Source organism: Allobosea sp. BE125, assembly GCF_031456075.1.
Classification (GTDB): Bacteria; Pseudomonadota; Alphaproteobacteria; order Rhizobiales; family Beijerinckiaceae; genus Allobosea.
Genome location: NZ_JAVDTY010000001.1, coordinates 318,701 through 333,200 on the forward strand (window position 1 = coordinate 318,701; position 14,500 = coordinate 333,200).

Genomic DNA, 14,500 nt, shown 5'->3' on the forward strand with positions numbered 1-14,500 from the left:
CGGGGCGTAGAGAGCGCATTTATCCTGCCCCGATGCCTTGCGGTGGAGCAATGATCTACCCAGCGGACAGCAGGCGCAGGATCTCAGGGCTCCAGCGGCTCGCCCAGCGTATGCATCAGCCGGTTCGCCCAGCCGAAGATGGCAGAGGAGAGAACGAGGTCGAGCATTTCAAGCTCGTCGAGCCCTGCCTTGCGCAGGGCGTCCGCATCGCCTTGTGTGAGTTGCGATGGCGTCGTCGAGAGCCGCGCCGAAAAATCGAAGATCGCCTGGTCGCGCGGTTCGATCCTGGCGTCGAGTTCGTCCTTGAAGATCGCGTCGATGACTTCAGGGCGCTTGGTCAGGCCGTTGAAGCGCGAGGCATGGACCGCCGCGCAATAGATGCAGCGGTTGACGACGGAGGCGCCGACCGCCCCGAGCTCGCGCTCGGCGGAGGACAGGCCGTCCTTGCCATACATGATCAGGTTGAACAGCGGCGAGCGCACTGCCAGCGATTCCGGATCATGCGCCAAGGTGAGGACGTATTTCGAGACGCCCTTGTTGGAGGGCGTCACCTGCATCGCCGCCATCTGCTCGGGAGTCGCCGAGGCAAGGTCGACCGGCGTGACATAGGGCGACCAGACCGGAACCGTGCTGGTGAAGGCGTGGACGACGTTGCTCATCGGGATCCCCTCAAGGCCTTGAGGCCGGCCAGGACGCGGACCTGATAGTTCACGAAGGCGGCGAGTTCGGCGAGGCGGACAATGTCTGCCTCCTCGACGCCGGCGGCCTTCAGCGCCTCGATATCAGCCCGCGTCGCGTCGCGCGGGGACAAGGTCAGCATGTCGGCATGGCGGAGGATCGCCGCGATGCGCCGCTGGTCCGGTTCGGAGAGGGGCACGGCCTCCACTTCGCCGGTGCGAGCGAGGCAGGTCTCGTAATGCGCCGTCAGGGCAGGGTCGGCGTTCTGCCGCGCCATGCGGGCGGCGAGCGCGGCGCGCAGGCCATGGCTCAGGCCGCCCGGTTCGCGCGGAACGATCACGGCATCATGGCTCGCCTGGCTCAGGCGCATGATCTCGGCGCGGCTCGAGAGCGCCTGCGCGAGCGCGGAGCCGGGCTCGATGCCCGCAAGCTGCTCGATGAGAGTGGTGGAAGACATATTGTCCCTCTTGCGTCCTTCTTGCGATCGGGTGGAGGCTCAGGCCTCTTCGAGATGGCAGTCGAACGCGCCGCTGGCCAGCAGGGTCTCGATCCTGGCTTCATAGGGCGCGGGGTCGAGACCTTTCGAGACGACCCATTCGGGCTCGTAATAGGTCTTCAGATAACGCTCGCCGGAATCGCAGATCAAGGTGACGAGCGAGCCTTCGACGCCGTTCGCCTTCATCTCATTGGCGAGCCAGCACAGGGCGAAGAAATTCGTGCCTGTCGAGCCGCCGACGCGGCGGCCGAGCCGGCGCGACAGGACATTCATCCCCGCGATCGAGGCCGCATCGGGAATCTTGACCATGCGGTCGACGACGCCGGGAATGAAGGAGGGCTCGACGCGCGGCCGCCCGACGCCCTCGATCAGCGAGGCGCGCTCGCAGCAGCAGGCGGCGTCGCGCGTCCGGAAACCCTCGAAGAAGGCGGAGTGCTCGACATCGGCGACGCAGAGCCTGGTCGCATGGCGCTTGTAGCGCAGATAGCGCCCGAGCGTCGCCGAGGTGCCGCCGGTGCCGGCGCCCATCACCATCCAGCGCGGGATGGGGTGACGCTCGCGCTGCATCTGCTCGAAGATGGATTCGGCGATGTTGTTGTTGCCACGCCAGTCGGTGGCGCGCTCGGCGAAGGTGAACTGGTCCATGTAGTGGCCGCCCAGGCGCTGGGCGAGCGCGGCGGCCTCGCTGTAGAGCAGCCGCCCGTCATCGATGAAATGGCAGGTCCCGCCGTAATGCTCGATCGCCGCGACCTTCTCCGCCGAGGTCGAGCGCGGCATCACCGCATAGAACGGCACGCCGATCATCTCGGCGAAATAGGCTTCCGAGACGGCGGTCGAGCCGGAGGAGGCCTCCACGACCGGCGTGTTCTCGCGGATATGCCCGTTGCAGAGGGCGTAGAGGAAGAGCGACCGCGCGAGCCGGTGCTTCAGGCTGCCTGTGGGATGGGTCGATTCGTCCTTCAGATAGATGTCGATCCCGCCCAGGCCGGCGCAGCCGAGCTTGAAGAGATGCGTATCGGCCGAGCGATGCTGGTCGGCTTCGAGCACGGCGATGGCGTTTCCAACCCAGGCGCGAGGGCAATCGTCAGAACTGCGCGGGGAGCTGGAGACTTGCATTGCTGTGTCGGGCTCCAATTGGGGACGATCAGTCTCTCATTATGCGAATCTAGTATCAATATCTTCCAATCATTCAAAAATGTGCGGATCATCGGCCATTGATCAGCGTTTTATGTTTGATCTGTATCAATGCCGGCTTAGCATATCAGATATGAATAATGACGCGCTCGACATCCGGCAGCTTGAAGCCTTCGTGGCGGTGATGTCGGCTGGCAGCATCACCGGCGCGGCGCGCTTGCTGGACCGCTCCCAGCCGGCCGTGACCCGGCAGATCCGGGATCTCGAGGCGGAGATCGGCTACGAGCTTCTACATCGCAGCGGTCCGCGCATCAGTCCGACGCCGCGCGGCGTGCTGTTCCATGTCCAGGTCGAGCGCCTGTTCTTCGGCCTCAAGCATATCCGCGAGCGTGCGGCGGCGATCGGGGCCGGGGTACTGCCCGCGATCGAGCTCGCGGCGACGCCTGCACTCGCGGCCGGCATCGTACCGGATGCGCTCGCCGCGATGGACCCTGCGCTCCTGCCGCGTCAGATCCATATCGAAGCGCTTGCGGCCGAGGGCGTGGTGCAGCAGGTGCTGTCGCAATCGGCCGATTTCGGCCTGGCGACCCTGCCGATCGAGCATCCCGGCCTCGATGTGCACTGGATCGGTGAGGCGCCTTGCCTCGCGGCGATGGCGGAAAGCGATCCGCTGGCGAGCCATGGCGTCGTTGCGCTTGCTGATCTCGCCGCGCGGCGCGTCATCACCATGGCGAACCCCTACCGGCTGCGCCGGCGGGTGGACGAGGCTTTTGCGGCAGCCGGCATTGCGCCGCGCGAACTGATCGACGCCAATGCCTCCCTCACGGCGCTCGCCTTGGCGCGTCGCGGTTTGGGCGTCGCCATCATCGAGCCTGCGGCGGCCTGTGGTTTGCCCGTCAAGGGTGTCGTGCTGCGCCCGCTCGACGTGACGATCCCCTTCCTGTTCGGGGCGATCTCGCCTGTCGCGCGCCCGCTCACGCCCAGCATCGCGGCGCTGAACGAAGCGCTGCTGAAATCCGCCGCTGCGCTCATTCCAGGCTTCGTGCTGCGTGACGCGGCCGGCGCCGAGATGCTGGCCGATGCCGTCTATGGCGGGGCGGACAACCAGGAGGCGCGCTCATGACCGTGTCGTCCACGACCCCAATGGGGTTGGCCAGGCTGGAAGCCCGCTTGCGCCAGGATCTGGAATGGCTCGAGCTTCCCGCGAAATCCTGGGTGCCGCCGCGCGAGATCGACGGGCGGCGCGTGCTAGATGTCGTCGTCATCGGCGCCGGCATGGCAGGGCTTGTCGCGTCAGGCATGCTGAAGCGCCTCGGCGTCGACAATCACGTGCTTTACGACCGCGCCCCCGCAGGCCTGGAAGGGCCGTGGGTGACTTTTGCGCGGATGCGGACCTTGCGCTCGCCGAAGCAATTGACGGGGCCAGCGATGGGCCTGCCGGCGCTGACCTTTCGCGCCTTCTACGAGGCCCAATTCGGGCGCGACGCCTGGGACGCGCTCGACAGGGCGCCGCGCGCGCTCTGGATGGATTACCTGATCTGGTACCGCAAAATGCTCGACCTGCCCGTCGAGAACGAGACCGAGGTCGCCGCAATCCATGGCGGGCCCGACGGCATCCTCGCGCTCCAGATCGTCAAAGCGGGCGTGGCCGAGACCGTTCATGCGCGCCATGTCGTGCTGGCGACGGGGCGCGACGGGCTCGGCGGGCCTTATATTCCGCCGATCGCCGAGACGATCGACCGCCGCTACTGGGCCCATACCGCCGACGCGATCGATTTCGAGGCGCTGAAAGGCAAGCGTGTCGCCGTCATCGGCGCCGGCGCGTCATCGATGGACAACGCCGCCGTCGCGCTGGAGGCAGGCGCTGCGCGGCTCGACCTGTTCATCCGCCGCACCGACATACCCCGCGTCAACAAGTTCACCGGCATTGGCAGCCAGGGCGTCGTCCATGGTTTCGCCGGCCTGCCCGACGAATGGAAATGGCGCTTCCTCGACCATACGCTGCGCGCGCAGACGCCGCCGCCGCGCCCGAGCACCTTGCGGGTCTCGCAACATCCCAACGGGCATTTCCATTTGGGCAGCCCGATCCTCGACATCGAGGAGCGCAACGGACACCTCGTCCTGACGACGCCGAAGGGGCGCTACGACACTGATTTCATCATCTTCGGCACGGGCTTCCGTGTCGACCTGATGTCGCGTCCGGAACTGGCCGATTTCGCCCCCCATATCCGGCTCTGGCGCGATCGCTTCCCGGTCCCTGCCGACATGCCCAATGTGGATCTCGAAACCTCGCCCGATCTCGGCGAGAGCTTCGAGTTCCTGGAGAAGATTCCGGGTGCCTGCCCGGCGCTCCGAGCGATCCACTGCTTCAATTTTCCCGCCACCTTGAGCCACGGCAAGCTCTCGGGCGACATCCCGGCGATCAGCGAGGGCGCGGACCGCCTCGCGCGCGGAATCGTCCGCAGCCTGTTCGTCGCCGATCGCGAGACGCATTTCGCCACCCTCCAGGCCTTCGACACGCCCGAGCTCCAGGGCGACGAATGGACCGATGCAGACGCCCCCTCTCAGGACGCTTCCCATGCCGCTGAATGAAAACCCGCGCTGGATCGAGCTCAACGGCGCGACGTTCTGCTACGACGTCGCCGGCGAGGAGCATGACGAGACCATCATCGTGCTGCATGGCGGGCGCGGCATCGGCGACCATCGCGGCGAGTTCGGCGCCTATCAGGCCCTGTCGGACCGCTATCGCGTGCTGGCCTTCGACCAGCGCGGCTGCGGCCGCAGCTCGCTGACGCCGCCTTTCCTGTTCGAGCAGTTCGCCGACGATGTGGAGGCCTTCCGGCAGGCGCTCTGCGGCGGCCGCAAGATCGTGCTGATCGGCGGCTCCTTCGGCGGCATGATCGCGCTGACCCATGCGGTCAAATATGGCAGCAACAGCCTGTCGCGCCTGATCCTGCGCGGCACCGCGCCGAGCCATCACCATGAGGCGGAGGCGATCGAGCATTTCAAGGCGCGCCTCCACAAGGCGCCCTGCGCGTCGATCGGCATGGTCGAGAAGCTGTTCTCCGACAAGATCATCGACGACACCGAGCTGCGCCTGATCTGGCTTGCCTTGCAGCCGCTCTATTTCGAGAATTTCGACCCGGATTCCGCGCTGGAGAAGACGCGCACGCTGCATCTGCATGCGCAAACCCATAACGCGCTCTTCGCCACCAAGGATTACGACCTGCGCGACAGGCTCGCCGGCATCGACGTGCCGACGCTGGCGATCTGCGGCGCGGCTGACTGGATCTGCCCGCCGAGCCAGTCGCGCCTGATCGCCGAGATGGTTCCGGGCGCCGAGCTGCTGGAGATCGAGGGCGCCAACCACGCCGTCCATATCGAGGCCAATGCGCGCGTGCTGTCGGCCGTCAGGGACTTCCTCGCAAGGACGGCGCCGTGACGCGCTACTTTGCCGGAAAGCTCGGCGAGGCCCTGATCGCGATCTGGGGCGTGGTGACGATCGTGTTCTTCGTCACGCGCTTCCTGGGCGACCCGGTCGCGCTGCTCCTGCCGGTCGGTGCTTCGCCCGAGCAGATGCAGGCACTGACGGCCGAGCTGGGGCTCGATCAGCCGATCTGGCGGCAATACATCACCTTTCTCGCCCAGGCCCTGACCGGCGATTTCGGCCAGTCCTTCCAGTTCGGGCGCCCGGCCATCGGCGTCGTGCTGGAGCGGATGCCGGCGACGATCCAGCTTGCGCTGACCGCGATCATGCTCGGCGTCCTGATCGGCGGCACGGCAGGAGCGATCGCCGCGATGCGGCGTGGCTCGATCGCCGAATTCGTGGTGATGACGCTGGCCTTGCTGGGGCAGGCGACGCCGGTGTTCTGGCTCGGCATCATGCTGATCCTGCTGTTCGCGGTCGATCTCGGCTGGCTGCCGACCGGCGGCTATGGCAGCCCGGCCAATCTCGTTCTGCCGGCCTTGACGCTTGCCGTCTTCGTCTCCGCTTCGATCGCGCGGTTGTTCCGCTCCAGCATGCTCGATGTGCTCAAGGAGGATTATGTCCGCACCGCCCGCGCCAAGGGGCTGATGCCTGCGACCGTCTTCACCTGGCATGTCGCGCGCAACGCGCTGATCCCGGTGGTGACGATGATCGGCATCCTGACCGGCGAGCTTCTGGGCGGTTCGGTCGTCACCGAGACGGTGTTCGCCTGGCCCGGCGTCGGCCGCTTGATCGTCCAGGCGATCGAGACCAAGGATTTTCCCGTGATCCAGGCCGGCGTCGCGCTGATCGCGGCGATCTATGTCGCGACGAACCTGATCGTCGACCTGCTCTATGCGCTGCTCGACCCCCGCATCAAGGGGAGTGCCTGAGATGGCTGATTTCCTGCGCGCCTTGCTTCGCAGCCGGACTGGCCTGCTCGGTGCGATCCTGCTGACATTGTTCATAGGAGCGGCGATCCTGGCGCCCTTGCTGGGGCTGCCCGACCCGGTGCGCTCGGATCTGCGCGGGCGCTTCGCGCCGCCGACATGGTCGGGCCTGTTCAGCCCAGGCGCCCATCCGCTCGGCGCCGACCAGCTCGGCCGCGACATCCTCAGCCGCATCATCTATGGCAGCCAGATCACGCTTTCGGTCGCGACCTGCGCTGTGGTGCTGGGTGGCATCGTCGGCGTCTTCCTCGGCATCGTCGCCGGCTATTTCGGCGGCGTCGTCGACCGCATCCTGATGCGGCTCGTCGATATCCAGCTCGCCATTCCGCTGATGCTGCTGGCGCTGCTCGTGGTCGCGGCTTTAGGTCCCAATCTGACCAATCTGGTCATCGTCCTGGCCGTCACCAGCTGGATCCGCTACGCCCGCATCATCCGTGGGCAGGTGCTGGCGCTGCGCTCGCGCGAATTCGTGCAATCGGCCCGGGCGATCGGCGCGAGCACCTGGCGCATCATGCTGCGCCATATCCTGCCCAATGTCCTGACGCCGGCGCTCGTCGTCGCGACGCTGGAGCTGGCGCGCGTCATCATCATGGACGCGGCCCTGTCCTTCCTGGGCCTCGGCGTGCAGCCGCCCGATGCGAGCTGGGGCCGCATGCTGGCCGAGGGGCGCGTCTACATCTCCACGGCCTGGTGGATCGTCACCTTTCCCGGCCTTGCCATCCTGCTGACGGTTCTGAGCGTCAACCTGCTCGGCGACTGGCTGCGCGACTATTTCGACCCGAAATTGAGGACGTGACCATGACCCCTATCGCTCCCCGCACGGAACGCCTGCGCCAGAGGATGCACGCTGCTGGTCTCGACGTGATCCTCGCCTTCAAGCCCGAGAGCAGCTTCTACCTGACCGGCTTCAACCCGATCATCTACAGCCATCCGGTGATCGCGATCCTGCCTGCGCAGGGCAAGCCCTCGATGCTGATCCATGCGCTGCGTGACGACCATGCCCGCGCCTCGACCTTCATCGAGGACATCCGCCTCTACGGCGCCTGGTCGACCAAGGTCACGATGGGGCCGAATTGGCTCGACGCATTGAAGACGATGCTGGAGGAGGCCGGGCTCGCCAAGGCGGTCATCGGCGTCGAGGAGGACTTCCTGCCGGTTGCGCGGGCACGCCAGCTTGCCGAGCTTCTGCCCGGCGCCTCCTTCCGTGACGCGTCCGAGATGATCATGACGACCCGCCTGGTGAAGGACGCCGACGAGATCGCCAGTGCCCGCGACGCCGCCCGCATCGCCGATACCGGCATGATCGCGGCGGTCGAGGCCGTCCGGCAGGGCGGCTCGGAGCGTGACGTGTCGCTCGCGGCCATGGCGGCGATGAACCGCTTCTGGGCCGATAACTTCCCCGACAAGGAGGTCTGCGATTTCGGCAGCCTCGAAGGCGGCGCGCAGAACGGCCTCTGGGCCTGGGCGCTGGCTGGCGACCGCATGTTCATGAACTGCGACAACCCGACCAACCGCAAGCCTGAAGCCGGCGAGGCGATCAGCATCCTGATCTGGACGATCGTCAACGGCATCCATGCCGAGAACGAGCGCACGGTCGCGGTCGGCACGCTGAACGACGAGCGCCGCAGGGCGCTCGATTCGATCATCGAGATCCGCAACGAGGTCGCGACCTTGCTGAAGCCGGGCACGCCGATCAGCGCATTGTTCGACGCGACCAAGGCCGGGCTCGAGGCGCGCGGCTACGGCAAGTACCTGCCGGGCCGCATCGGCCACGGCATCGGGCTCGGCGCGCATGAGCATCCTTCCCTCGACGCCAAGACCGGCATCCTGCTCGAACCGGGCATGATCCTGACGCTCGAGCCCAATCTGCGCATGCCCGGCATCGCCGCGACCCAGCTCTCCGACACCGTCCTGATCACGGAAGGCGGTTGCGAGTTCCTGACGCGCGCGCCGGACGTCGTGTTGAACGCCTGAGGCTGACCGGCATGGCCCCGCTCCTCGAAGTCAGGAACCTGACCGTCGCCTTCGATACGCCGGGCGGGACGGTCCATGCCGTCAACGACGTTTCCTATGCGTTGGATGAGGGCGAGACGCTGGGCATCGTCGGGGAATCCGGCTCGGGCAAGAGCGTGCATGTGCTGGCGATGTGCGGACTGATTCCGCGCCCGCCCGGTCGTATCGTTTCCGGGCAGGTGCTGTTCCAGGGGCGCGACCTGCTGACCCTGTCTGAGCGGGACTTGCGCGACATTCGCGGCGGGCAGATCGGCTTCGTCTTCCAGGATCCGATGACCTCGCTCAACCCGGTGCTGACGGTGGAGCGGCAACTGGTCGAATTGATCCGCCGCCACACAAAGCTCGACGCCAAGGCGGCGCGGGCGCGGGCGATCGAACTGCTCGAGATCGTGCGCATTCCCGATGCCGCGCGCCGCATCGGCCAGTACCCGCACCAGTTCTCCGGCGGCATGCGCCAGCGCGTGATGATCGCGATCGGCGTCGCCTGCCGGCCCAAGCTCCTGATCGCGGACGAGGCGACGACGGCACTGGATGTGACCGTGCAGGCGCAGATCCTCGACATGGTCAAGGATCTGAAGCGCGAGTTCGGCACCACGGTGATCTGGATCACCCATGACATGGGCGTGGTTGCCGGCATCGCCGACAGCATCCAGGTGATGTATGGCGGGCGCATCATGGAGCGCGGCCCGGTCGATGCGATCTTCGCCGACCCGCGCAGCGCCTATAGCTGGGGCCTGCTGCAATCCTTGCCCACAGCAGAGCGCCGCACTGAGGGGCGGCTCCACCAGATCCCGGGCTCGCCGCCCGATCTCTACAAGCCGGCGCTGGGCGACCCCTTCGCGCCGCGCAATGCCTTCGCGACACCGCGCTGCCTCGTGGAGATGCCGCCTCTGCGCCAGGCCGAGGGCAGCGTGCCGGGCCATCTCGTCGCCGCGTGGTATGATCTGCCCGCCGCGCTGAAGGCCCGCAGGGAGACCGTGGCATGAGCACGTCGCCGACGCATCCGCTTCTCAGCGTTCGCAATCTGGCGAAGCATTATACCAGCGGCGGCGGCTGGTTCGGCGGGGCGTCGCATCTCGTCAAGGCGATCGACGATGTCTCCTTCGACATCGCGCCCCGCGAGATCGTCGGGCTGGTCGGGGAATCCGGCTCGGGCAAGAGCACGACCGGGCGCGTCGTGCTGCGCCTGGAAGAGCCGACCGGCGGCGAGATCCGCTTTGACGGCCACGACATCACGAGTTTGCCGGCGCGCGAACTGAAGGCCTTTCGCCGCCAGATGCAGGTCGTCTTCCAGGACCCTTACGCCGCGCTCAACCCGCGCATGACCGTGGGGGATTTCGTCGCCGAGCCCCTGATCGTGCACGGCCTCGTCACCAGCCGCTCGGAGCGCAGCGATCGCGTCGCAGCCCTGTTCAAGCAGGTCGGGCTCGATCCGCGCTTCATGACGCGCTATCCGCACGAATTCTCCGGCGGCCAGCGCCAGCGCGTCAACATCGCGCGCGCCGTCGCGATGCGCCCGCGTCTGATCATCGCCGATGAGCCGATCACGGCGCTCGATGTCTCGATCCAGGCCCAGATCATCAACCTGTTCCAGGACCTGCAGCAGGAGCTGGGCATGGCCTATCTCTTCATTGCGCATGACCTGTCGATGGTGCGCTATCTCTGCCACCGCGTCGCTGTGATGCTGCGCGGGCGCCTGGTCGAGATCGCCCCGACGGAAGCGATCTTTTCCGATCCGCGCCACCCCTATACGCGCTCGCTGCTCTCGGCGATTCCGATCCCGAACCCGGCGATCGAGCGCGCCAGGCGGCCGCTGGCCTTCGACTACGAGACGCAGAAGCCTGCCCCCGATGCCGTGCTGACCGAGGTCTCGCCCGGTCATTTCGTCCTGATTTGAGACTTCATTGCCCTTGCTCGCTGCCATTCCTTGCCACCGCCATTGGAGCCCGTGACATGACATCGTTCTGGATCAAGACCCTCAGCGCTGCCGCATTGGCCGCCGCGCTGTCCGCTCCGCCGGCGCTTGCCCAGACGGGGCGCACGGCGACGATCGCGCTCTCGGTCAACGTCAACACCTTCGACCCGCATATGACGGGCTCCTTCGGCTCCGATATGAGCCTGCTGAGCCACATCTATCCCTCGCTCGTCATCCGCGGGGCCGACCTCAAACTGGCGCCTGCGCTGGCGAAATCCTGGACGCTGGTGAACGACACGACATGGCGCTTCGACCTCGTCGAGGGCGCCAAATTCGTCAATGACGAGCCGCTCGATGCGGCAACCGTCAAATGGAACCTCGACCGCGTGCGCGACCCCAAGGTCAATGCGCGGATCAAGTCCTGGTTCGATCTGGTCAAGGAGGTCCGCGTCATCGACGCCAGGACCGTCGAGGTCGAGACCAGCGCGCCGTTCCCGGCCTTCGTCGACCAGCTCTCGATGTTCTTCCTGCTGCCGCCGCAATGGGCGGCGAGCCACAATCCGGCAACCGAGACGATGTCGGGCAGCCGCTACCGCATGACCGAGAACGTGCCGGGCGACCACATCACGCTTGCCGCCAATCCTGCAGGCTGGCAGGGCAAGCCCGATTTCGACACGGTCGTGTTCAAGACCATTCCCGAACCGGCAAGCCGCATCGCCGCGCTGCTCGCCGGCGAGGTCGATCTCGTGACCGGCATTCCGACCTCGGAGCTTGCACGGGTCAAGGCGAGCAAGAACGCCATTGCCGGCTCGGTGCAGAGCACGCGCAACGTCTTCATCAAGTTCAACACCCAGAAGGCGCCGCTCGACAACAAGCTGGTGCGCCAGGCGATGAACTACGCCATCGACAAGGATGCGATCCGGGATTCGATCTTTGACGGGCAGGCCTATATCGAGCCCTGCCAGATTCTGACCCCGTCCTATTTCGGCTTCAATCCGGACCTCAAGCCCTATCCCCATGACGTGAAGAAGGCGCAGGCCCTGCTGAAGGAATCCGGCATCGATCTCAAGCAGGTGATCGAGATGGACATCCCCGTCGCGACCTACATCCAGGGGCAGGAGGTCGCCCAGGCGGTGGCTGCCATGCTCGGCGACGTCGGCCTGAAGGTGAAGATGAACGAGATGGATTTCGGCGCCTATATGAACAAATATCTGCGGTCGCGCACCCTGGCGCAGACCTCGCTCCTGACCCATGGCTGGCCGACCCTGGACGCCGACGGCCAGTTGACCCTGCTCGCGCCCGGCAACCAGTACGCCTATTGGGATGATGCCGCCTTCGGCAAGGCGCTCGAGGCCGGGCGCTCGACCATGGATAAGGACAAGCGCCTCGCAGCCTATAAGGACGCGACCAAGATCATGTGCGAGGAGGCGCCGGTGCTGTTCCTCTATGCGCAGCCGACCACCTATGGCGTCTCGAAGCGGGTGACCTGGCAGGCGCGCGGCGACGATTGGGTCCGTTCCTTCGATATGAAGCCGGCTCAGTAGGAGTGAGATCTTGCATCTGTTCGGAACGCATTTCGGCACCTATGAGGTCGTCCGCGACGGTTCCGGGCAGGCTGCCTTGCAGGGCTTCGGGCCCGACCCGCAGCCTTCGCCGGTCGGGGCGGCCTATCTCGACCTCAAGGACCATCCGGCGCGCGTCCTTCATCCAATGGTGCGCAAGGGCTGGCTCGCAGCGCGGGAAAATCCGGAGGGGCGCGGCCGAGACCGTGGCCGTGATGGGTTCATCCGCATCAACTGGGGCGAGGCGGCGGCGCTCGTCGCCGGTGAGGTCGGGCGCGTCCGCACGGTTCACGGCAATGCCGCGATCTTCGGCGGATCTTATGGCTGGGCCAGTGCCGGGCGCTTCCACCATGCACAGGGCCAGCTCAAGCGCTTCCTCAATCTCACGGGTGGCTTCACCTCGGCCGTCAACACCTACAGTTTTGGGGCCGGCGCGGTCATCCTGCCGCATGTCATCGGCCCGCGCTTCAAATTCGCCACTGACGTCGCGCCGAGCTGGGACCAGATTGCCGCCCATGCCCGGCTGCTGGTCTCCTTCGGCGGCTTTCGCCTGTCGAATGCGCAGGTCGAGGCCGGCGGCACCGGCCAGCACCGCTCCGAGCGTGGGCTGGCGGCAGCGGCTGCAGCAGGCGTCAGGATCGTCGTCGTCAGCCCGGTGCGCACCGATGTCCCGGACCTGCCGGGCGGGACGACCGACTACATCGCGATCCGCCCCAACACCGACACGGTGATGCTGCTGGCGATGGCGCGGACGCTACTGGCGGAAGACCTGGCCGACCGCGCCTTCCTCGCGCGCTGCACGGTCGGGCTTGCGGAGCTCGAAGCCTATCTGGCGGGCGAAAGCGACGGGGTGGTCAAGGACGCCGATTGGGCTGCCGAAATCTGCGGCGTGCCGGCCGCGACCATCCGGGATCTCGCCCGCGCCTTCGCCTCGGAACCCGCACTCGTCAATGCAGCCTGGTCGCTGCAGCGGGCGCGCTTCGGCGAGCAGCCCTATTGGGCGGCGATCGCGCTTGCAGCCATTGCCGGCCATGCCGGAAGGCCCGGCTGCGGCATCGCCTTCGGCCTGACCTCCGTCAGCACCGTCGGCCAGCCGATCCGGCGGCTGCGGGGCCCGGCCTTCGATCAGGGGCGCAACCCGGTCGAAAGCTTCATCCCCGTGGCGCGGATCACCGAACTCCTGTCCCAGCCGGGCGGGACGCTGGATTATGACGGCCGGCGCCTCGTGCTGCCCGATATCCGCCTGGTCTGGTGGGCGGGCGGCAACCCGTTCCATCACCATCAGGATCTCGCCGGCCTGGCTGAGGCCTGGCGGCGGCCGGAGACGGTGATCGTCAACGAGCCGATGTGGACCGCGACTGCGCGCCATGCCGACATCGTGCTGCCGGCGAGCTTCCCGTTCGAGCGTGACGACATCGCCGCCTCCTCCCGTGACAACTGGCTCATCGCCAGCCGGCAAGTCTGCGCGCCACCGGGCGAAGTCCTGTCCGATCACCAGATCATGGCCCGCATTGCCCGCGAGATGGGCTTCGAGCATGCCTTCACCGAAGGCCGAGAACCGCGGGAGTGGTTGCGCCGGATGTATGACGGCTACCGCACAGCCCATGCCGAATTACCGGATTTCGAGGCGTTTTGGGCGCGCGGCTATGCGGCCCTCGACGAAGGCGAAGCCGCGCCGGCCCCAGTCACGCCACTGGCCGATTTCGTCGCCGACCCCGAGGGGATCCCGCTGGAGACGCCGTCCGGCCGCATCGAGATCGCCTCCGCGACGATCGCCGGTTTCGGCTATGACGATTGTCCCGGCCATCCGACCTGGCTCGCGCCCGAGGAATGGCTCGGCTCGCCTTTGGCTGAGCGCTACCCGCTGCACCTGCTCTCGCCGCAGCCGGCGCATCGCCTGCACAGCCAATTGGAATTGGCCGGGCCGAGCCAGGGGGCCAAGCGCGACGGCTATGAGGTCGTGCTGATGCACCCGGCCGAGGCGATCAAGCGCGGCCTCCGGGACGGCGACATCGTGGAGCTCTTCAACGACCGCGGCCGCTGCCTGGCGGCGCTCAGGTCGACGCGTGAGGTCGAGCCTGGCATTGCCGTGCTGCCAACCGGCGCCTGGTATGATCCGGTTTGGGAGGGTGGGGCCTTGCCGCTCGACCGCGGCGGCAATCCCAACAGCCTCACCTCCAGCATGCCGACCTCGCGCCTGGCGCAGGCGACCGCGCCCAATTCTTGCCTGATCGAGATCAAGCGGGCAGTCGCCTGATCGTCGATCGAACCTGCCACCGCCATCTC

General features: G+C 66.8%; 13 protein-coding genes. 10 read left to right on the forward strand and 3 right to left on the reverse strand.

Features of this window, described 5'->3' with window-relative positions; translation table 11 throughout:
* Nucleotides 1-83: 83 nt before the first annotated feature.
* Genes J2Y55_RS01525 through J2Y55_RS01535 form a run of 3 tightly spaced genes read right to left on the reverse strand, consistent with a single transcriptional unit; the run spans nucleotide 84 to nucleotide 2,290 of the window.
* Nucleotides 84-659 (reverse strand): peroxidase-related enzyme, encoded by a 576-nt coding sequence (locus J2Y55_RS01525; protein WP_310146933.1) that lies wholly within the window; start codon nucleotides 657-659, stop codon nucleotides 84-86.
* Nucleotides 656-1,135 (reverse strand): CMD domain-containing protein, encoded by a 480-nt coding sequence (locus J2Y55_RS01530; protein ID WP_310146935.1) that lies wholly within the window; start codon nucleotides 1,133-1,135, stop codon nucleotides 656-658. Before J2Y55_RS01530 ends, J2Y55_RS01525 begins: the two co-directional genes overlap by 4 nt.
* Nucleotides 1,136-1,174: 39 nt before the next feature.
* Nucleotides 1,175-2,290 carry a PLP-dependent cysteine synthase family protein gene (locus J2Y55_RS01535; protein ID WP_310146937.1) on the reverse strand — a complete coding sequence of 372 codons (1,116 nt, stop codon included), beginning with the start codon at nucleotides 2,288-2,290 and terminating at the stop codon, nucleotides 1,175-1,177.
* 142 nt (nucleotides 2,291-2,432) lie between these two features.
* Here J2Y55_RS01535 and J2Y55_RS01540 point away from each other — a divergent pair, with 142 nt between their 5' ends.
* From J2Y55_RS01540 to J2Y55_RS01585, 10 genes are read left to right on the forward strand one after another with little or no spacing between them, the layout of a single operon-like run.
* Nucleotides 2,433-3,431: a LysR family transcriptional regulator gene (locus J2Y55_RS01540; RefSeq protein ID WP_310148643.1), complete on the forward strand. Its 999-nt coding sequence runs from the start codon at nucleotides 2,433-2,435 to the stop codon at nucleotides 3,429-3,431.
* On the forward strand, nucleotides 3,428-4,900 hold the full coding sequence (locus J2Y55_RS01545) for an NAD(P)-binding domain-containing protein (RefSeq protein WP_310146939.1): 1,473 nt from the start codon (nucleotides 3,428-3,430) through the stop codon (nucleotides 4,898-4,900). The genes J2Y55_RS01540 and J2Y55_RS01545 overlap by 4 nt, the downstream gene beginning before the upstream one ends.
* Nucleotides 4,887-5,750, forward strand: a complete 864-nt coding sequence (locus J2Y55_RS01550) for an alpha/beta fold hydrolase (RefSeq protein ID WP_310146941.1) — start codon at nucleotides 4,887-4,889, stop codon at nucleotides 5,748-5,750. Before J2Y55_RS01545 ends, J2Y55_RS01550 begins: the two co-directional genes overlap by 14 nt.
* Nucleotides 5,747-6,667 (forward strand): ABC transporter permease, encoded by a 921-nt coding sequence (locus J2Y55_RS01555; protein ID WP_310146942.1) that lies wholly within the window; start codon nucleotides 5,747-5,749, stop codon nucleotides 6,665-6,667. Before J2Y55_RS01550 ends, J2Y55_RS01555 begins: the two co-directional genes overlap by 4 nt.
* A gap of 1 nt (nucleotide 6,668) precedes the next feature.
* Nucleotides 6,669-7,520 (forward strand): ABC transporter permease, encoded by an 852-nt coding sequence (locus tag J2Y55_RS01560; protein WP_310146944.1) that lies wholly within the window; start codon nucleotides 6,669-6,671, stop codon nucleotides 7,518-7,520.
* Nucleotides 7,521-7,522: 2 nt separating this feature from the next.
* The gene (locus J2Y55_RS01565) at nucleotides 7,523-8,698 is read left to right on the forward strand and encodes a M24 family metallopeptidase (RefSeq protein WP_310146946.1); all 1,176 of its coding nucleotides are present in this window, start codon (nucleotides 7,523-7,525) and stop codon (nucleotides 8,696-8,698) included.
* Between the two features lie 11 nt (nucleotides 8,699-8,709).
* On the forward strand, nucleotides 8,710-9,723 hold the full coding sequence (locus tag J2Y55_RS01570) for an ABC transporter ATP-binding protein (RefSeq protein WP_310146948.1): 1,014 nt from the start codon (nucleotides 8,710-8,712) through the stop codon (nucleotides 9,721-9,723).
* The gene (locus J2Y55_RS01575; protein WP_310146950.1) at nucleotides 9,720-10,634 is read left to right on the forward strand and encodes an ABC transporter ATP-binding protein; all 915 of its coding nucleotides are present in this window, start codon (nucleotides 9,720-9,722) and stop codon (nucleotides 10,632-10,634) included. Before J2Y55_RS01570 ends, J2Y55_RS01575 begins: the two co-directional genes overlap by 4 nt.
* Nucleotides 10,635-10,690: 56 nt before the next feature.
* The gene (locus J2Y55_RS01580; protein ID WP_310146952.1) at nucleotides 10,691-12,196 is read left to right on the forward strand and encodes an ABC transporter substrate-binding protein; all 1,506 of its coding nucleotides are present in this window, start codon (nucleotides 10,691-10,693) and stop codon (nucleotides 12,194-12,196) included.
* 10 nt (nucleotides 12,197-12,206) lie between these two features.
* Nucleotides 12,207-14,471, forward strand: coding sequence for a molybdopterin-dependent oxidoreductase (locus J2Y55_RS01585; RefSeq protein ID WP_310146954.1), 2,265 nt, complete (start codon nucleotides 12,207-12,209; stop codon nucleotides 14,469-14,471).
* Nucleotides 14,472-14,500: the final 29 nt, after the last annotated feature.

Bases quoted from the DNA above. Each gene is read 5' to 3' on its own strand.
- J2Y55_RS01525 (WP_310146933.1), bottom strand. From the start codon at position 659: ATGAGCAACGTCGTCCACGCCTTCACCAGCACGGTTCCGGTCTGGTCG.
- J2Y55_RS01530 (WP_310146935.1), bottom strand. From the start codon at position 1,135: ATGTCTTCCACCACTCTCATCGAGCAGCTTGCGGGCATCGAGCCCGGC.
- J2Y55_RS01535 (WP_310146937.1), bottom strand. From the start codon at position 2,290: ATGCAAGTCTCCAGCTCCCCGCGCAGTTCTGACGATTGCCCTCGCGCC.
- J2Y55_RS01545 (WP_310146939.1), top strand. From the start codon at position 3,428: ATGACCGTGTCGTCCACGACCCCAATGGGGTTGGCCAGGCTGGAAGCC.
- J2Y55_RS01550 (WP_310146941.1), top strand. From the start codon at position 4,887: ATGCCGCTGAATGAAAACCCGCGCTGGATCGAGCTCAACGGCGCGACG.
- J2Y55_RS01560 (WP_310146944.1), top strand. From the start codon at position 6,669: ATGGCTGATTTCCTGCGCGCCTTGCTTCGCAGCCGGACTGGCCTGCTC.
- J2Y55_RS01565 (WP_310146946.1), top strand. From the start codon at position 7,523: ATGACCCCTATCGCTCCCCGCACGGAACGCCTGCGCCAGAGGATGCAC.
- J2Y55_RS01570 (WP_310146948.1), top strand. From the start codon at position 8,710: ATGGCCCCGCTCCTCGAAGTCAGGAACCTGACCGTCGCCTTCGATACG.
- J2Y55_RS01575 (WP_310146950.1), top strand. From the start codon at position 9,720: ATGAGCACGTCGCCGACGCATCCGCTTCTCAGCGTTCGCAATCTGGCG.
- J2Y55_RS01580 (WP_310146952.1), top strand. From the start codon at position 10,691: ATGACATCGTTCTGGATCAAGACCCTCAGCGCTGCCGCATTGGCCGCC.